21 protein-coding genes are annotated in these 18092 nt (G+C 46.5%); 19 read left to right on the top strand and 2 right to left on the bottom strand.

The genetic code is table 11. From position 1 onward, the window contains the following. Positions 1-20: 20 nt before the first annotated feature. On the bottom strand, positions 21-1046 hold the full coding sequence (locus FH974_RS10940) for a phage portal protein (protein ID WP_140276648.1): 1026 nt from the start codon (positions 1044-1046) through the stop codon (positions 21-23). Next, positions 1043-2824 carry a terminase large subunit domain-containing protein gene (locus FH974_RS10935; protein ID WP_207103272.1) on the bottom strand — a complete coding sequence of 594 codons (1782 nt, stop codon included), beginning with the start codon at positions 2822-2824 and terminating at the stop codon, positions 1043-1045. Before FH974_RS10935 ends, FH974_RS10940 begins: the two co-directional genes overlap by 4 nt. A 176-nt stretch (positions 2825-3000) precedes the next feature. Between FH974_RS10935 and FH974_RS10930 the strand changes: the two genes are divergently transcribed. The 19 genes from FH974_RS10930 (at position 3001) to FH974_RS26185 (ending at position 18080) form a co-directional block, all read left to right on the top strand. Continuing rightward, positions 3001-3867, top strand: coding sequence for a GPO family capsid scaffolding protein (locus FH974_RS10930; protein WP_140276652.1), 867 nt, complete (start codon positions 3001-3003; stop codon positions 3865-3867). Positions 3868-3880: 13 nt separating this feature from the next. Next, positions 3881-4894 (top strand): phage major capsid protein, P2 family, encoded by a 1014-nt coding sequence (locus FH974_RS10925; RefSeq protein ID WP_140276654.1) that lies wholly within the window; start codon positions 3881-3883, stop codon positions 4892-4894. A gap of 12 nt (positions 4895-4906) precedes the next feature. Then, the gene (gene gpM / locus FH974_RS10920) at positions 4907-5623 is read left to right on the top strand and encodes a phage terminase small subunit (protein WP_207103271.1); all 717 of its coding nucleotides are present in this window, start codon (positions 4907-4909) and stop codon (positions 5621-5623) included. Positions 5624-5733: 110 nt separating this feature from the next. Then, positions 5734-6153, top strand: a complete 420-nt coding sequence (locus FH974_RS10915) for a head completion/stabilization protein (protein WP_025536119.1) — start codon at positions 5734-5736, stop codon at positions 6151-6153. Continuing rightward, entirely contained in the window at positions 6150-6635 is a 486-nt protein-coding gene (locus FH974_RS10910; protein ID WP_140276658.1) for a phage tail protein, read from the top strand. Before FH974_RS10915 ends, FH974_RS10910 begins: the two co-directional genes overlap by 4 nt. Continuing rightward, complete coding sequence (locus tag FH974_RS10905) at positions 6625-7293, top strand: hypothetical protein (protein WP_207103270.1); 669 nt, start codon at positions 6625-6627, stop codon at positions 7291-7293. Before FH974_RS10910 ends, FH974_RS10905 begins: the two co-directional genes overlap by 11 nt. A gap of 24 nt (positions 7294-7317) precedes the next feature. Further along, entirely contained in the window at positions 7318-8448 is a 1131-nt protein-coding gene (locus tag FH974_RS10900) for a DUF2586 domain-containing protein (RefSeq protein WP_207103269.1), read from the top strand. Positions 8449-8451: 3 nt separating this feature from the next. Further along, positions 8452-8907 (top strand): phage protein, encoded by a 456-nt coding sequence (locus tag FH974_RS10895; protein ID WP_025536123.1) that lies wholly within the window; start codon positions 8452-8454, stop codon positions 8905-8907. Between the two features lie 27 nt (positions 8908-8934). Continuing rightward, entirely contained in the window at positions 8935-9153 is a 219-nt protein-coding gene (locus tag FH974_RS10890; protein ID WP_140276666.1) for a TraR/DksA C4-type zinc finger protein, read from the top strand. Then, positions 9150-9572 carry a DUF5675 family protein gene (locus FH974_RS10885; RefSeq protein WP_140276668.1) on the top strand — a complete coding sequence of 141 codons (423 nt, stop codon included), beginning with the start codon at positions 9150-9152 and terminating at the stop codon, positions 9570-9572. Before FH974_RS10890 ends, FH974_RS10885 begins: the two co-directional genes overlap by 4 nt. Positions 9573-9577: 5 nt before the next feature. After that, a complete protein-coding gene (locus tag FH974_RS10880; protein WP_072866693.1) occupies positions 9578-10162 on the top strand; it encodes a 3TM-type holin in 585 nt (194 codons plus the stop codon). Continuing rightward, positions 10163-10441, top strand: a complete 279-nt coding sequence (locus FH974_RS10875; RefSeq protein WP_025536131.1) for a hypothetical protein — start codon at positions 10163-10165, stop codon at positions 10439-10441. It abuts the gene before it with no gap. After that, the gene (locus tag FH974_RS10870; protein WP_029839591.1) at positions 10438-10701 is read left to right on the top strand and encodes a putative phage tail assembly chaperone; all 264 of its coding nucleotides are present in this window, start codon (positions 10438-10440) and stop codon (positions 10699-10701) included. Before FH974_RS10875 ends, FH974_RS10870 begins: the two co-directional genes overlap by 4 nt. A gap of 41 nt (positions 10702-10742) precedes the next feature. Continuing rightward, on the top strand, positions 10743-10886 hold the full coding sequence (locus tag FH974_RS26435; protein WP_005530037.1) for a DUF6890 family protein: 144 nt from the start codon (positions 10743-10745) through the stop codon (positions 10884-10886). 25 nt (positions 10887-10911) lie between these two features. Further along, entirely contained in the window at positions 10912-12882 is a 1971-nt protein-coding gene (locus FH974_RS10865; RefSeq protein WP_207103268.1) for a phage tail tape measure protein, read from the top strand. After that, a complete protein-coding gene (locus tag FH974_RS10860; RefSeq protein ID WP_140276673.1) occupies positions 12882-13229 on the top strand; it encodes a DUF2590 family protein in 348 nt (115 codons plus the stop codon). The genes FH974_RS10865 and FH974_RS10860 overlap by 1 nt, the downstream gene beginning before the upstream one ends. Then, complete coding sequence (locus FH974_RS10855; protein ID WP_140276675.1) at positions 13222-14409, top strand: baseplate J/gp47 family protein; 1188 nt, start codon at positions 13222-13224, stop codon at positions 14407-14409. The genes FH974_RS10860 and FH974_RS10855 overlap by 8 nt, the downstream gene beginning before the upstream one ends. After that, entirely contained in the window at positions 14396-14998 is a 603-nt protein-coding gene (locus FH974_RS10850) for a phage tail protein (RefSeq protein ID WP_140276677.1), read from the top strand. The genes FH974_RS10855 and FH974_RS10850 overlap by 14 nt, the downstream gene beginning before the upstream one ends. A gap of 13 nt (positions 14999-15011) precedes the next feature. After that, positions 15012-18080 carry a phage tail-collar fiber domain-containing protein gene (locus FH974_RS26185; RefSeq protein WP_242551825.1) on the top strand — a complete coding sequence of 1023 codons (3069 nt, stop codon included), beginning with the start codon at positions 15012-15014 and terminating at the stop codon, positions 18078-18080. Positions 18081-18092 lie beyond the last annotated feature (12 nt).

Here is an 18092-nt window from a genome sequence, read left to right as displayed (position 1 = left end):
CCTATAATTGGGGCTTTCTTCTATTCATTGCTTGTTGAAACATCAAACTTCAAGTGCAGTCGCTTCGGTATCTCCGGGTCGCTGTTCACTTCATCCATAATTAGCTCACATACTGGGATAATTTCGTCTTTGGCGTACTCGCTGCCGATCTTGACTGGGTCGCCCAAACTGGTGGTACCCTGCGGGATAATACCAGCTTTACCAACCGGGAATCGGTGCCCGACGAGAATGTCTTGCGCGGTGATGTTCTTGATTCGCTCAAACTCATCTTTGGTGGCAATGTCACCCACAGGGATTAATTGAATCCCTTTCTCTTTACCGTTCGGAATGTTCACGAACATGCTGCGGAAGTTGCCCACGCCTTTCGAACTGGCAATGGTTTTCTTCATCATCTCTTCGTCTTCTTCGCTCAAGCTAGGGTCAGTCGCGTAAAAGATAAAGCCCATATGCGCACCGTTCTTGTAGTAGCGGCGGCGAAATAGCGTGGCATCTTTGTTTAGTAAGCTGCTTTGAATACTGCCCAAGTAATCAGCCAAACCATAAATTTGCTGTTGCGGGTCGTACTGAGGCAAGAAGATCACATCTTCTTTGCGGTATTCTCGCTGTTGGTTGTCTCGCTCAAGAATAACGAAGTTGCCGTTTTTGCGTTTGCGTAAGTACATGCCCGGTAACGGATGCAAGCGCACCACGCGTTTGAAGCCATCACGGATTTTTAAGAAAGCGGCATCACCAAAGGTAAAGTAATCGCGGCAAAAGGCTTGAATGTGTCTGCGGCGAGTAGAACCACCTTGTTGAAATCGTCCTGCGACATAGTTGGCCCGAGCAATCAACAAAGAGCCGTGATAAGCGTTGGCTCTGGCAATGTCGGCTAATCCAGTGCGCGAAATTGGCGGTTCCCAATAGTTATCGGAATCGTTGTAAAACAAATCTGAGTATGAGGTCATCCAACTATTAGAGTCGATGGCTTCGGGTGTGGAGTCGATGTGATAGACCGACTCTGGTGGTTGTTCTTCTTGTCTGACTAAAGTTTCTGTTTGCTCGGTCATGCTGCGGTTGCCCAAGTTGATTTAGTTGGTGTTGAGTGGTCTAACGGCTCATTAATAATGGCGTGAGAGATAGCCCAGAATGCATCGGCGTGGCCTGTGGTTTGGCTGCGCTCTGCTTTGAATGTCATGGCGTTCCCGCTGGCCGTTGGTACTCGCTTAATCGCCATAAACGCCATTGCAATGTCTTTGTGTTCAGCATCAAATTGAAGTCGTTTGGCTTCTACGATGTCGATCATCTTCATCACTAGGCGGTTTTTGTTTTCGTTGCTGTAGTGAATTGCGTGAGCTTCACGCGGGTATTTTTTCGAAATCAAATCCCAAACACCACCGCCAATGCCTGTGGTATCTACTCCGATATAAGTCACCTTGTAGCGCTTAAAGACTTTTTCGATTTCTGATACGTGATATTGGAAGTTGAGCCCTTTCCAATAGTGCTTTTCTAGTACGCGGAACCGTTCACCTGCGACGACAGGCGGAGCCACGACCACCAAACATGCGTTGTCTCGGGTTCGGCTTGGGTCGTAACCCAACCAAACTTCTCGATGAGCAAAAGGTCGTTTGTTATTTGGCTTGAAGTCTTGCCAGTGGGCGGCATCCACCATGCCTTTTTCAAGGTCTGAAAACTTGAATACAGATAGAGCCCCATCAACAAACACGCACATGAACAGGTTTTCGAAATCGTCTTGGCTGTACTCTTCGCGCAGTTCGTCAATGTCGAATAGGTCACAACCGCCGTTGGCTGCATCTTCAATGGTGACAACATAACGCCACTGTTTATCGTCGCAGAGTCGTCCACCGTCGCGATATTCTTCAAAGGTAGGGAATTCAATCTTTGCGCGAGACTCTTTGCCTTTGCGCCACTGGTCACCTGTCCAAAATGGGTAAGCCTGGTGCATCTTCGATGATGGCGTAGAAAAGTAAGTTTTGCGCCACTTTTTATGCGTAGCCATTGCTGAAGCAAGTTTGTTCAGCTCGTCAAACTTGGGTATCCAGAAATATTCATCGACATAAACATGGCCGTGGTAACTCTGGGCTGTTTTGCTGTTGGTTGATAGAAAGCGAAGTTCGGCACCGTTAGAAAGAATGATCGGGTTGCCGGTTAACTCGATGTCTAAGAACTCTTTGCCAATGGCTATAATGTAGCTGCGGAAAACCTCGGCTTGAGCGCGAGAGGCTGAAAGGAATATTTGGTTATCGCCCGTTAGAATTGCGTCTTCTAACGCTTCACCACTGAAATAGTAAGTCGCACCAATCTGGCGTGATTTTAGGATGTTGCGAATGCGCTGCTTAATGTTGTTACGCATGACATGCTGATATTCGAACAGTGATTCATGCCAATCGACAAAGTCATCTTCACAAAGGTGCTCGATGTTGTTTTTGCCTCTGCCTTTTTTCTTGCTGTTGCTATTACCAGCGCGGCTTTGATTCGACGGCTCGGAACCGCTCGACTTCGAGCTGCCTTGCGAAAGCATGCGTTCAGCTTTGGCTTTTGCATCGGCATGAGCTTTTAGCAACTTAACGTGATGGTCTATGAGCTTATCCATCTCTTTAAGTTGTTGATCGCTTTTCTCGTCTTTATCAATTAACACGGCCAATCGGCGGTTAATCATTTCCTCAACAGAAAGTTCATTCAACAACAAAGCCCAGCCGAATTTCCCCGCCCAGGTATAAATGATGCGGTCGCTATTTAGGTTAAGTTGCGCCGCTATTTCCTTTGGAGGTACCCCGCGTAAATAAAGCTTTTTCGCGGCCTCTTTTATTTCATCTGAATATGCCATAGCTGCATCATACGCTCCGAAAACTCGCAAATGACTAAGCAAAATTCGGATGAATTCGGATTTGGCTAAAATCCGAATTTCTAGGAATTGAAGTGGCTGAAAGCAGTCAGTCAAAGGCGTATTGTTTGCGTAAATCGAGATGTAAATAACAAACTTTTGAGTATGTGAGTATGTAAATGCCAAAGATTAGTGACTGGAAAATCATAGCGACAGAAGGGCCAACCGTAGACGGACGTAAAATTACCCGTGAATGGCTGTCTCAAATGGCGGAAAGCTATGACCCAGAAGAATACACCGCATTAATTTGGCCAGAGCATCGTCGCTTTTATGGGTTTGGTGAGAACTGGGGCAAAGTCGTAGAGCTTAAAGTCGAAGAAAAAGACGGAAAGATGCGTCTATTTGCCAAGTTAGAGCCTAACCAATATCTACTCGATGCCAATAGCAAAAAGCAAAAGCTATTTACTTCTATCGAGCCAGAACCTGACTACAAGGGCGAAGGGCGTTGTTACTTAATGGGCCTAGCTGCGACTGACTCCCCAGCCTCCACAGGTACTTCGCTACTTCAATTCTCTCGTAAAGACGGTGAGACCACTCGCCTTGAATGTAGCCACCTTGAAGAAATTAACCTCGAAGAATGCTTTACCCGAAGTGAGCGTTTTTTCTCGATGTGTAATCAATTCTTTTCCTCTGGTGAAGATAAGCCAGAGATCCCATCAGAACCAGAGGACACAGACGTGACCGAAGAGCAACTACAAGCAGCACTGAAAAGGCAATTTAGCGCTTTTAAAGGTGAGCTAAAAACTGAGCTGAAAAGCGAACTCAAACAAGAGTTCAGTCAGCAAACACCAGAAACACCAGAACCGGAACAAACACCGGAAGGTGCAACAGTCGAGCAGTTCTCTGCTGCGGTAAATACGGCTATTGCGCCACTGATGGAAAAAGTTTCTGGTCTTGAAACTAAGTTCAACGCCCTTTCGAAAGAAGTACCTGGTCAAGAGCCGAAAGGCGAAGGTGCGGCGGAAGACACAAGCCACTTTTTGTAAGGAGCAACATTAAATGCAACTAACTCAAACCGCTCGTGCATTGCTAGAAGAATACTGCGCAAAACAGTGTGAAGTATTTTCTCGCTCTGATGTGAGTAAGCAATTCGCTATTTCGGGCCCAGTTGAAACGGCGCTAAAAAACAAGCTAATGGAATCTGTTGATTTCCTCAAACTGATCACGGTTGAAGATGTAGACCAAATTTCAGGGCAAGTTGTTGATGTTGGTACCAACAAGCTACATACAGGCCGCAAAAAAGGTGGTCGTCATACCACATCAAGTGGTGTTGATGGCAATACCTACACCTTAGTCGAAACCGACTCTTGTGCTGTTGTTACGTGGGATTTGTTGAGCGTTTGGGCTAACTCCGGTAATCCTGGCGAATTCATGAAGCGCCTAAACGAAAACGCAACACTGAATTTCGCTCAAGACATTATTCGTGTTGGCTTCAATGGTACTTCGGTAGCTGAAACAACTGATCCGGTGAATAACCCAAATGGTGAAGATGTTAACAAAGGCTGGCAGCAGCTAGTTAAAGAAAAGTCACCAGACCAAATCATTGATGTAGATGTTTATCTAGATCCTGACGGTGGTGGTGATTACACCAACTTAGATGCAATGGCGTCTGACCTAATTAACACCAAGATTCATCCTGCGTTACGAAGCGACCCGAACTTAATTGTGTTGGTTGGTGCTGATCTTCTTTCATTCGAACAGGCGCGTTTATATGACGCGGCAAAAACGCCAACAGAGAAAAAAGCAGCGCAACAATTGCCAAACTCTATTGCTGGTCGTCGTGCAATGTCGCCACCGTTCTTCCCAGGGATGCGAATGACAGTCACCACGCTGAAAAACTTGCATGTTTATACGCAGAAAAACACGCGTCACCGCAAGTCTGAGCACGTAGAAGACCGCAAGCAGCATGAAAACTCATATCTGCGTAATGAAGGTTATGCAGTGGGTGATCATGACGGTTACGCAAGCTTCAATGAAGCGAAAGTGCACTTCGGTGCGACACCTGCAGCATAAGGGTAAATGACTATGCGCTTATCTCCTGGCATGAGAGACAACCTAGCGAAGAAAACTGTAAGAGAGCAGAGAGCTTTTAATGTTAGCCCTGCGGCTGACACAGATAGTTTGCACATCAAGCTGATTGACTTCGAAGAAGACCGCAAGCATTTGCGCTCTTTCAATGCGATTGCTGATCGTGTCGAGCATAAGCGCAATGTCTTAGTCCCGAAATACAAGCCGTATGTTCAAAGCTACTTAGAAAACGGTGAACAGTTCGAAAACCCAATTTTTACCAACTTGGTGATCTGGCTATTCGATATTAAAGAGCTGGATACCGCCATTGATTGGTGCATGAAGGCAATCGAACGAGACTTGCCAACACCAGAGAACTTCCGCCGTGATTGGCCGACATTCTGTGCTGATCAGGTCTTGGAGTGGGCTGAAAGTGAATCGGAACGTGGCAATTCAATTGAACCTTACTTTTCCAAAGTATTTGAGAAGGTCGAGAAAGATTGGCGCTTACACGAGAAGGTTCACGCCAAGTGGTACAAGTTCGCGGGTTTATACCTGATTCGAAATGAAGAAGGCCAACCGCAAGCGACAGCGATCGGCAATTTGGAAACGTTGGAAAAGGCATTGGCCCTACTTCAACACGCTCACAATAAGCACTGCAAAGTGGGTGTGGGCACCCAAATCAAGAAAATTGAACAACGTATTCGTGCCATTAAAGACGGCAAGAATCTTTAAAGACTCCTACGCCACCGCGCCTCGGCTGGTGAGGTAAGAGAAGCCAATAGGCTAACTCGATACCGTCGACCCAGTGGCTAGAGGCGCACTTATTCAAAGAAGGAATCGTGATGAGCTTTGGTGGAAAAGTTAACAGCGCAGTAAATACCGCCATACCAGGTGAAGGCTGGCCGGATTTATCAACCGATGAATTCCGCCAATTGCGCCGTATTCCTCACACCTTTGACAACGATTCTATGGCTGCAGCCGTGAGCATTGCGGCTCTGAATATCCAACAACGACTTGCAAGCCTGTTGGTTGACGATATTCCGCCACAGCTAAACGCAGCCAAAACAGCGGCATATAAACGCGCGGTTTATGGTTTGGCCCATGCTGATCTATTGCCAGAGTTCGCCACGCAAGACCGCCGCAAAGAGGGCGAAAGCGTAGCGACAGATGAACCAGAACAAGAGGCACGCTTTATCACCCAAAGCAATCAAGATGTGCGCTTGTTGCTTGGCCGAAGTGCCAATGGGATTGATTCGATATGAGCGATACAGCCTACGTAAAAACCAAGCTTGAGCACCTAACGGATTACATCGTTAGCCATCTCAACAGCAATGTGCTCGATAACAAAATTGAAGCTTGGCAAGAAAGAGCCGCCATCGTAGTTGATGGTGAAGACCGTGGTAACGGTGGACACATTGCAGCGTATTGGCGCTATGAAGCGGTTGTTTCAATAGAAGAATTTCCGCACCGACAGTTAGACCCACGCAATTTGTTTGCTTTAGTCGCTTGTTGGTTATCCGACTGTGATACAGAGCGCGATATTCATGAGTTGGATGATCCAGAGATTAGTGTCGATGTGATTAGCCATGAAGCGGCTGATGTTCTCATCGAAATAGAAATGATGGAACCCATCGAAATGATACCAGATGAGCAAGGTTTGATTACGTGGCGTGGGACTAAGTACCGAGTACAGGCCGTTCCAATTGATACCGCCGAAGAATACGAGTTAACCCATGCAAATTGAGTTAGTTGGCAAAGACGCCATCAATGCCAAGCAAGCATTGGAAGCGTTAGCACTAACAAAGCGTAAAAGATTCTGGCTGTTCAAAGATTTGGGGCGCTGGGAAAGAAGGATGACGCGCAGCCGCATTCGCAGGCAAAAAGACGTCGACAACCAAAAGTTTGAGAAGCGTAAAAGAGGCGAAGGTGCGGTGCTTACTTCCTTCGCCAATGGAATGGAACCTTACGTTCTTCATGATGCCACCATGCTTGATTTGACGTGGAGCAACAAAACAAAGGCAAGAAAGGCAGCAGTGCATCAAGCCGGATTAACTCAAACTATTTCGGCTCATGAGCACATAAAGGAACAAACAAAGCTAAGAGGTGAACTGGATTACGGCGCACCCTGCACCAAAAAACAAGCAATAGCACTGCGTAGGCTTGGTTATCGAATTCGCCGTAAAGATGGCAAAGGTTGGAATAAACCCAGTGTTCGGAACCTAGAGAAGCGCCTTACCTTGGGGCAAGCGGGCCTGATCATACGAATGATGAGAACAGGCAAAGAGAAAGGTAAGCAAAAGTGGAAAGTACACACACCACAGCGGCAAATGATAGGGACGAAAACCAAAAAAGTAAGAGAGCGCCTCATTAAGAATATCGAGAAAGCTCGCGTGAAAAAATAACCCTTTGAGTAAGGAAAATTACCAATGGCAACCGGAAAGGTAGAGGTAAACAACCTCAATTTAGGGCAAGGCGGGATTCCAGAAATTGAACGCCACCTGATCTACATCGGGCGCACCGATAAAGCCGAACTGCAAGGCAAAGTCACGCGCGTAAACAACATGACCAATCTTGATGATGTGGTGGCTGATGATGCGCTAGGCGCAAACGTCAAAGCCGCGCAGCTCAATGGCAAACAAAACTGGACGGGTGCCATCTTTGGTTTAGCGGCTGATGCTACTTGGCAAGAAGCGGTAGACATCGCCAACCGTACCGACTCTTTTGAAGGTATTTGTATTGTCGATGTTGTGGCAGACAAAGCCGACTTCACCGCGATGCAAGACAAGGCGACAGAACTCACGAGCAAACTTGGTCGTTGGGTGTTCTTCCTTGCTGCTTGTCCTGGTATTACGGCAGAAGGTGAAGGTGCGCAAACGTGGTCAGACTATGAGACGGCCATGCTAACCCTAGTAAAAGATGTTGCCGCAAATTTGGTTACACCAGTGCCGCAACTCAATGGTAACAACGTGGGTGTGCTTGGTGGTCGCCTATGTGATCGCGCAGTCACTGTAGCCGATAGCCCTATGCGCGTTGCAACAGGCAGTTTGCTTGGTCTTGGTCAAATGCCTGTCGATAGCGCGGGTAAACCATTAGAAATGAGCACCATCGCAGCGTTAGCCGAGGCGCGTTATTCATTGCCGCAATGGTATGCGGATATGGAAGGCATCTACTGGACAGATGGCTCTACGCTAGAAGCGAAAGGCGGCGACTATCAATTCCTTGAATACGTTCGCCCAGTTCACAAGCTTAACCGCCGCGTTCGCATTAAAGCGATTCGTCGTATTGCTGACCGAATCCTTAACTCAACACCACCAAGTATTGAGCTCAACCGCACTTACTTCAGTAAAGACATGCGCGATATGTCGAAGACCACTGAAATCGGCGGCATTCAGTTCCCAGGTGAAATCATGCCACCACGTGATGAAGACGTGTCGATTCAGTGGATGACAAAAACCAAAGTAAACATTGGCTTAATGGTTCGCCCTCATAACTGCCCGAAACACATTGTTGTCAACATTGGGCTTGATCTCTCTAACCCTGCAGATGCGGAGGCGTAATCCATGAGCATGCGTATTTCTGGCAAGAACATGCATTTTTCAATGGGTGACTACAAGCTAAAAGCGCAAAAAGTCACTCTCTCCATTACCGATAATTCTGCCGTCAATAAAACCTCTGGTGTGCCTGATGGTTATGTCGATGGCGATGTGGAAGCAAGCGGTGAGATGGAGCTTACCACGCAGCAATTCAACCAGTTGAGCAAGGCAGCAAAACAAGCCGGCTCTTGGCGTGGAATGCCTGATTTTGACGCGCTGTTCTACGGCAAGATTGATAAAGACGAGCTCAAAATTGAAGCCTACGGTTGTCGTATCAAAATCTCTGATCTTCTTGATGCCGATTCAAATGGTGGCAGTGCATTGGTTCACAAACTGCCGTTCGAAGTGACTAGCCCCGACTTTGTGAAAATCAACGGCGTTCCATACCTGCGCCCAGATGAAACCGAAGATTTGGTTCAGTAGCTTTTTGCTCAATAAACAGGGGGCGTAATGTCTGATGTTATCGACCATGCCAGTGGCCTTGAAACCCAATTCACAGAAGTGGCGATTGCCAACCAACTGGCAAGGGCTAAGCAAATGGAACAACGGGAAAGCGCACAGGAATGCGGCGAATGTGGCGTCCCAATACCCGAAGAACGCCGCCAAAAAGTACCAGGGTGTAAATACTGCACCAAGTGCCAAAGCAACATAGAGAGATTTAAGCGATGAAGCATTTTGTTTTAAAGCGCCGTTACTTTCCTCACGGTACCTATTCAACGTTACACCGTGCCGATGGTAGTCAGGTTTGTTGTGTTGTTGAGCGACCTTGGCAGAACAACGCGCCATCTAAGTCCTGTATTCCAGAAGGTAGCTACACGCTTTTTCCTCATAAATCGCCAAAGTTTGGTGAGTGCTATGCACTGGAAAGCAAAGACCTTGGTGTGACTCGACAAGGGCCAAGCCTACGAACACACATTTTGATTCACAAAGCGAATTCGCCTAAGCAGCTTCAAGGTTGTTTGGCGCCTGGTGTGGATTTTGGTTTTGTGGGTGGTGAATGGGCAGTGATGAACTCAACCGCTGCATTTAACAACCTGATGGCAGAGTTTGGCGGAGAGCCAGCAAGCCTAACAGTTCTAAAGGACTGATTAACATGTGGGAAAAAGTGAAATCACTCATTGGTTCGGCTGCACCACTGGTTGGCACCTTAATTGGTGGCCCTGCGGGGGGCGCGGTAGCGGGAATGGTGGCAAGTGCTCTTGGCGTGGAAAACAGCCCAGAAGCAATTGAACAGGCGCTAATCAATAACTCAGATGCTTTATTGCAAATCAAACAACTTGAGTCTGATGAGCGGGTGAAGCTGCGTGAGTTGGCTTTTCAACATGCTGAATTGGAAAGTGAAGAACGTAAACTTGCAATGACCCAACAAGCGGCCACGACCCAAGCAGAATATGCCAGTAATGATCCCTTTGTTCGTCGATGGCGACCAATGTGGGGTTACACGCTGTGTTTCTCATGGGCACTGATGTTCCTTGGCTTGTTTGCTGTGATGGTGATTGAACCAACAGAAACTGCCAACGTGATCAACGCCATCGTTGCGCTGACCCCTTTGATTTCTGTCGCGCTGGCCGTGCTTGGTATCAACATTCACAAACGTTCTTTGGATAAGCAGGTTGCAGCAGGGAAAGAGCCTGTTGGCATGATGGCAAGTCTAAAGAGTGGTGCGAAAGGGGGCTAAATGGAGGATTGGCGCGTGTTGCTGGGATTGGGCGGCTTCCTATTAACGCTGATCGGTTTTGTGTACACCCGCGCTGAGAAATCCGCAGCAACAACCAGAGATCTCGAACAGCGGACTCACAAAAACGAGTTGGCGATAGCCAACCAACGTGCGGATGTTGCTGAAAAGTACGCCACCAAGCACGAACTACGGGAAGCCGTAGACGATTTGAAAGATTCAATTAATGGACGGTTCGACCGTTTGGAAAACAAGTTAGATAAAGAGCGAGAAGCAGCATGAGTAAAGCCATTGTTTTAACCGTTGGTACAACAGACCTTGAGTTCAACCCAACGCCAGCCGAGTACGACGAAGCGCAAAACACCATTTTACAAGGTGATGCGAGTAGCGCGGCCCATAACTTCTTAATGAGCTGTGTTAGCGAAGGCTCAAAAGATGCGCTGCGTGAACTTACCCAACAGAACCCAGGTGCGGCAACGCAGATTTATGGCGCGGTTCTTAAAGAGTACGCACCTAAGCTTTCCATCTCGGTAAAAAAATAGATGGGCTTGTCGCTGCCATAGATAGCAGCGACAGGCAAAAAATGTATGCGTGGCGGCGAAAGTGGCTACCCAATGAGCCGGACACTGATCAGAACCTAGCTTATGCGATTTGGTTAGAGAAGAACCATTGGGAAAACATGCAAGCCGTCACCGCTAGCGGTGTAGCCAAAGCCTTTAGCGGTTAACCACCAAGCAATTAGAGAATTGTTGATGTTACCAGAAGCACTCAGATTTCAAGTTGGATTGATTGACCAGATTTCAAAACCTCTGGGTAATATTCAACGTCAATTGAATGATGTCACCAACACCTATCGTCAAGGTACTCATACCATGATGGCAGGTGCGGCAGGCATGGTGGGTGCTGGTTTCGCATTGCAACAAGCCTTGATGCCAGCGATTGAAATGGACAGGGCGTTAGGCGAAGTGAAATCACTTGGCGTTGCCGATGATCAACTAAAAACTCTTGCCCAAACCGCAATGAAGTTTTCGGTTGAATACGGTAAGTCGGCCACTGAATTCGTGGCAGCGTCTTACGACATTAAATCTGCTATGGGCAGTATGGCAGGTGATGAACTGGCAGGTGTCACTAGAAGTTCGGCAATTTTAGCCGCAGCGACTAAAGCAGATACCGCCACCATTACCAACTACATGGGCACCATGTATTCGGTGTTCAAAGACCAAGCGGATCGGATTGGTAAAGATAACTGGGCCGAGCAAGTCGCAGGCATGACCGCCAAATCTGTCGAGATGTTCAAAACGACAGGTCAAGGCATGTCGGATGCGTTCAAGGGTGTCGGCGCATTGGGTAAAACTCACGGCGTAGCCATTGAAGAGCAAATGGCCATTCTTGGTCTGTTGCAAGGCTCTATGTCTGGCAGTGAAGCGGGTACTCGTTACAAAGCCTTTATGAACGGTGTGGTCAAAGCGCAAGGCAAGCTAGGCATGGCGTTTACCGACAGCAACGGAAAGATGCTGCCAATGTTCGACATCATGTCGAAACTGCGCAACCAGTTTGGTGATCTAGATTCGCTTGAAATCGACCAGATAAAACAAGCTTTCGGCTCTGATGAGGCTGTACTGCTTATCACTGACTTGATCGGCAAAACAGGTGATCTCCAATCGAGCGTTAAAGAGCTAAATGATGCCAGCAACCTAAACACGGCCATTAAGATGGCCCACAGCATGACCGACCAATGGGAACGACTCGAACAAGGTGTGTTTGCCGTTCGAACTGCTTTTGGTGCGGCGTTGTTGCCTTCTCTCTTGCCAGTGGTGTCGAGTTTGGCCGATGGCGCGATGGAAATCATTCGATGGACTGAACTTTTCCCAAATATCACGAAATATGTGGGCTATGCAGCCATGGCTATTTTGGGGTTAGTTGCCGCAGGTGGGCTACTAACAGTAGTAGCGGGGGCGTTCAGTATATTAATGAGCCCAATAACATTGATAGTGACAGGTATTGGTCTAGCTATTGGTGCGGTTGTTGGGTTGATAGTTTATTGGGACAAAGTAAAGGCTGCGTTCGGAGATACTGCGATGTTTAAAGCATTGGAAAATGGAGTTGGGATGCTTCGTTCCTCTTTTTGTTTTCTCTATCAAGCCATTGAGCCGCTACTTCCTCTGTTCAAGTGGATAGGCGTTGCGATTTTTGAAGTGTTGAAAGTTTTGGCGGCGATCGGAATTGGCGTGATTTCTAATTTAATCACCGCGGGAATTCAGTTTGTTTCCTATGTGCTTACTGCAATCGTGTCAGGCGTATCTCTCGTGATAGGTGTGTTTAGTAAGTTGTTCCAATTCCTATCAGCAGGTTGGCAATGGGTGATGAGTGGCTTTACCGATACCAGTGGTTTTGCCTTCATTGGAGAAATGGCCGACTCGATGCGCAACATTTTTGGAAGCGTCTTTAGTTGGTTCACTGAGAAGTTGGCGGGTATTTGGGAAAACCTGAAAGGGCTCGTTGATTGGCTGCCAGGTTTCGGCGGTGATGATGAATCTGTTCAAGTGAAATCTAAGTCAGTCCAAAGCGCGACACCTTACGCACAAGTTCAGCCAGGTGGTGCGGCCAAGAGCATTGCCAACTACCAAACCAGTTCAACCAACTACGGTGGGGTGGCGATTTATCCAACTTACATGAGCAGTCCACAGGACATGGCGAGTGAATTAGAAATGGCGGCAGGCTAATGGCGGATTACCTCTATCAAGACATCCTAATCGAAAACGGTGATGTGGTGCTAGATGCAGGCCGTAACCCTGTATTGATTCAAGGCCGAGCTGTGATCGCCCAAGACATTAAACACGCCATTATCGAAAGCAATTTAGCGGTTGAGCTCATCGCAGAGCGCAGCCCATCAAAAAAAGCGGATATTCGCACCAAGTTAGAGCTGTTGGTTGAAGAAGATGTTCGCCTAGTGCCGGGAACTGTGAGGTTAGAAGAACCGACAGAAGGCACGATTTATGTCTTCGCCACAACTGCAGACTTTGGCGATGTAACTCTTGATATCACAACTTCGGAGACAACCAATGTCTGATATTCCAAAACCAGATTACGCCGAGTTGGTCAAGCAATCCGGTATTCCTACCGATGAAGCGAGTTGGAAAAAAGTGCTGAAAGAAGAGATGGAAAAGGAAGAGTGCATTATCTCTAATGATTCGCCTTTCTCCCCGTTCTGGCGCTTGATTGAATCGGCCGTGGTGAAAGTCACCTTGTGGCTCATCAATACGCTATTGGTGGGTTATGTTCTGCCAAATATGTTTGTGGCGACTGCAGTCGACCAATGGTTAGACCTACTCGCTTGGCAATGCAAACTGACTCGCAAAGGGGCAACCAAAGCGAAAGGTTTGATCGCCTTCCAACGTGCCGCTGCAAAAGGGCCAGCGTTAGTCATTCCAAAAGATACTTGGATTCAAACCGAACCGATTAACGGCAATATCTACCGCGTTCGTGTACTTGCTGATACCACGCTGCCAGAAAACGAAACCATGATCATGGCGGAAGTGGAAGCGGAAAGTGAAGGTGCGGCCTACAACCTTGGCGAAGGTTATTACCATATTTTGCCTACTGCGATACCAGGTATTGCAGCAGCAACGAACCCAGCCGAATGGCTAACTGCTGCAGGTGCAGACAAAGAAAGCAACGATGAACTTCGCTTGCGTATCCGTAATCAGTGGAGCGCAGTTGCCAAATGGCACATTGATGCAGCTTACCGTTCTTTGTTAACGAGTCGCGCAGGCATTAACGATGACAACGTGTATTTCGAGCATAACGCACCACGTGGGCCAGGTACCGCCAATTCCTACATTTTGCTTGATACAGGCGAGCCATCGCCAGAAATGCTTGTTGATTTGAATGCCTATATTCGTGAGCAAGGGCAACACGGCCATGGTGATGATTTGCAGGTGATGGCAATGCCAGAAACTCAAACCGACATTGTTTGCCGTGTTTGGCCGCTTCGCTCACTCACGATGGATGAGCGCACCCAGCTTAAAGCAGCAGTTGAAAAATTTATTGGCGCGGCATTCCGCGAAAACACCGATTATTTGCCAACCGTGACCAATCCGGTATTGCGCTTTAGTTTCTCCAAATTAGGTCAAGAGCTTCACGGCCAGTTTGCACAGATTGAATCACTCGAATTCGATAACGCCGACATCATTAACAACCTAACGGTGCCACGCATTCAGACGTTGGAGGTATCCATTGAAAATACCTGAGATAAACCTTCGTTACTGGATGGGTAGAGGTGAACTCGCCAAGTTCGCCCGAGCCATGCGCAATTATTGGGAGCATGTGAAAGCCGCATTTGAAATGCCGCTGCAACAACATGACCCACTAACCGCTCCAATGGCTTTGGTCAATATTCTTGCTTGGCAACGTGGTGTAGAAAAGCTCGGCCAAGAGCCCGAAGACTTGTTTCGAATCCGTGTGGCTCATGCTTATGGTTTTGCCCGTGATGCAGGTTCGGTATCCGGCTGGGAAGACATGTTTGCAAAGCTCGGTTATCCGCACATTGCTCAAGATGAAAGGTTAGTGAATGTGGATTGGGATGTGATCAGCCTAAAGATTAGAGATGGGGATTTAACCAACGTCCCGAAGTTATTAGACACAGTAGTACGTCAATACGGGCGAACCTGTCGCCGCTATCAATACACCAGTTATGTCGAAATGCCGTTGGCAGCGCGAAGCAAGAACATTGAAGCGCAATACTCAGCGTCACACGTAAAGACACGACTAAACGTTGGCATGTTACCAAGTGTGCTCAATGTCGATTGTGAATATTACCAAGCCACAGTGAAAGGTTAAGGAATCAATAAAAATGGCAAATACCACAGATAAGTCAATTTTAACCGCCGCAGGTAAAGCACTGTTGGCGCAACTTAATGCCGAAGAAAAGCCACTGATCATCGACAAGATGATTTTTGCCAATGTGCCTAATCGCCCAGAGTTCCCACAGCCAGATGATGTGGTACCCACTGATCATGTTGTTCACCAAGAAGGTGTCGAACAGCGTGGCCGACTCTCTGCCGACTCGGTTATTTACAGCACGACATTGACTAGTGACGTTGGCCCGTTCGAATTCAACTGGACGGGTGCGTATTGTTCAGAATATGGCGTATTGGTCACAATCGACCATCATGCACTAACACCAAAGTCAGCCGATGAGCCAGGTGTTGCAGGTAATACCTTGGTTCGTTCTGTCGTACTTGAGTACAAAGACATTGCTGAAATCACTAACATTACGGTGGATGCATCAACTTGGCAGTACAACGCAACGCCACGTATGAAGAAAATGGACGATGATGTAGCCCAAGCCATCATCGACCAAAACGGCAAAGATTGGTTTATCGAAGACGGTTTCTTGGTAACGCCTCAAGCGAGTGCATTCAACATCAAAGCGGGTGCCGGCTATGTGTCGGGAAACCGTGTCACTTTAGAGTTTGATCGCAATGTCCAGGTACCTAACAAACCATCATTCATCTACGTAGACGCGCACCGCGAAGGAACGCCAACAGGTGAACAAGTCACACTGTTTGATTTTGTGATTACTGTAGATGAGAAAGACGACTACACCGATGCAAATGGCGTGAAGCACTTTGTTTGCAAGATTGCTCAGGTGTTGGTTGATGGTTCGGTTAGTGATTTGAGGCCAGAGGGGGAGAGTGCGGGGAAGGTGTGGGTAAATAAGACCGTTGAAACTCGCACTGAAACTGTTACATCTTTCGTTGAAATAGGTCAGCAGGATTTAAATGCTACGCACCTCATCACTCGTGGTTACTACACGCCAGGAGATAAGGGTAATGCTGAATTTACTTATACAGGCCAGATAACTTCGGCAGAGGCAGGGAAAAGTTACCTTAATTTAGGATTGGTTTATGACAATAAGGGGCGAGAGTTTCAAATTATCAGCAGTCCATTGAATTACCGTCAATTTGGAGCTGTTCTAGATGGTCAATCGACCGTTATGCGTCAAATAAAAGATTGTCATGATTGTGCGAACTTAAAGAAACTTCCAGTTGTCAATGAAGATGGGATCGCGTTAATTGATGATAGTTATTTGGCAGTCATCAATACCAATGTTGATTGGGGAATGACAGAGTTTGTCATACATGAAGATGTTGGCCGTCCTGCGACATGGGATTTTCCGGTTTTGTTCCGTGCTGAAGGTAATCCTCTCTCTGATTTTCATGGCGTGCTCAATCATGCTGATTTTTATGAAACATCTAGTCATGTTGCTAGCCTCTCATCGTTACACAATGCTTATGTGTTCATTGAGTCCGATCTTGAGCATATAAAAAGAAAACCTGAAAGCACGACGTTTATTTACAAGAAAGAACCTAATCGTGTTGTTAAGAACGGAGAGTTGAATAAGCCGCTTAGATTTGATTATTCCGGAGCAACAAGCCTGTCAGTAAAATATAGAAACTTAGAGGAAAGCTATATCACAATCAAGGGTGGGTTTATTGACCTCAACAGAAGTCCGAGCCATGTGTTTCTTGATATAGCAAGAAATAACACGATTTGGGAATTGATTGGTTTTAAAGATAAAACTCAGTCAGATGAGCTAAATATTCGAGCTACGATGAAAATTACTCATGCAGCGGATATTCGTCTGATTAATGTTAATGGAGAAGCACCAACAAGATTGGAAGGTACGGAAGGGACGTATGGTTTAAGTGGCAACGGTATTGTTGACCTTCAAATGGAAAACATTAATGGTTATTGTGGCTGGGGTTTTTCTGGGTTTAATAATATTAATGGGTTGTCATTAAAAGGTTCAAAAATAAACCGTATAGATTGTCATTTCGGCCTATGGGACTTTTATGCAGAGGACACCCATTTCAAAGAGTGGGGAGTCATGGTTGGTAATGGCGGTGGTTACTTGAAATTGAAGAATTGTTCTAGATTTTTTGGCAAGTCAACAAAGCTCAATGCCTCTCAGTATGGGTATAAATCAGTTGTGCAATTCCGTCCTGACTATGGCTCAGAATGGCGTGGTAATGTTGATATTGATGGTTTGACATTGGTTATCGACTCTAATATGCCTGTCACAGATATTATTAAAATTGTTGATTTTGTTTCTAATGGGGATTATGGCGCTAAACAAATAACTGAATGGGGGAGAAATATTAACATTCAGAATGTGGTCATTAATGCACCAGACAGCCATTTGAATAGTCATGAGTTCGGTGTTGTTTGTGTTGATTACAATAAAAAGGCCATTACTACTGGCGTTCGACTACCAGCACGAATTGTTGTCGATAACGTTAATTATTCAAAGGAAAATGCAAATGCATATATATCAGCGGTCAATGGGCCTAATGATAAGTATGTAAAAATGCCGGTTGAATCTGCATCGGTGCTATCCGGTGCTCATAATTCAGTTTGGTGTATATCGAGAATTTTTAATGCTAATCGAAATCCGTTTCATGATGATGGTATACCAGGGGCAGAAACGTTAATTCAGTATGATCCGATACCCGATGATAGAAACATTAATTCAGACAAAATTAAATTACGTGCGATAGTTACAGATTGCACCATGTTTGACGTGGAAGTTACTGTTGACCATCTTATAGAAGTTCACGGAGGATCATGTATTTCATATGACGCAAATTCTGGAGGTTTAGTTTCAGAGGGCGAGGCATGGTTTTATGGCTCACAGATCATACCATTACCAAGCCGAACGTCTGGTAATGCAGACTTCTCTCTCCATCATCTACGTGATTGCACAATAGTAAAAACAGCTACCCAATATATTCCGACAAACTGTTTAAGTTCAAAAGGAACATTGGTGGAAAAAGGCGCAGCGTATGATTGGGTAAGCCCCGCCGATTTGTTTCATGGATATGTGAAACCAAACGAACGGTTTGAAGGTGTTTCTTGAGGATGAGAAAAA

It is taken from the genome of Photobacterium ganghwense, assembly GCF_017329545.1.
Lineage (GTDB): Bacteria > Pseudomonadota > Gammaproteobacteria > Enterobacterales > Vibrionaceae > Photobacterium > Photobacterium ganghwense.
This window is presented reverse-complemented; position numbering and strand designations above follow the sequence as displayed.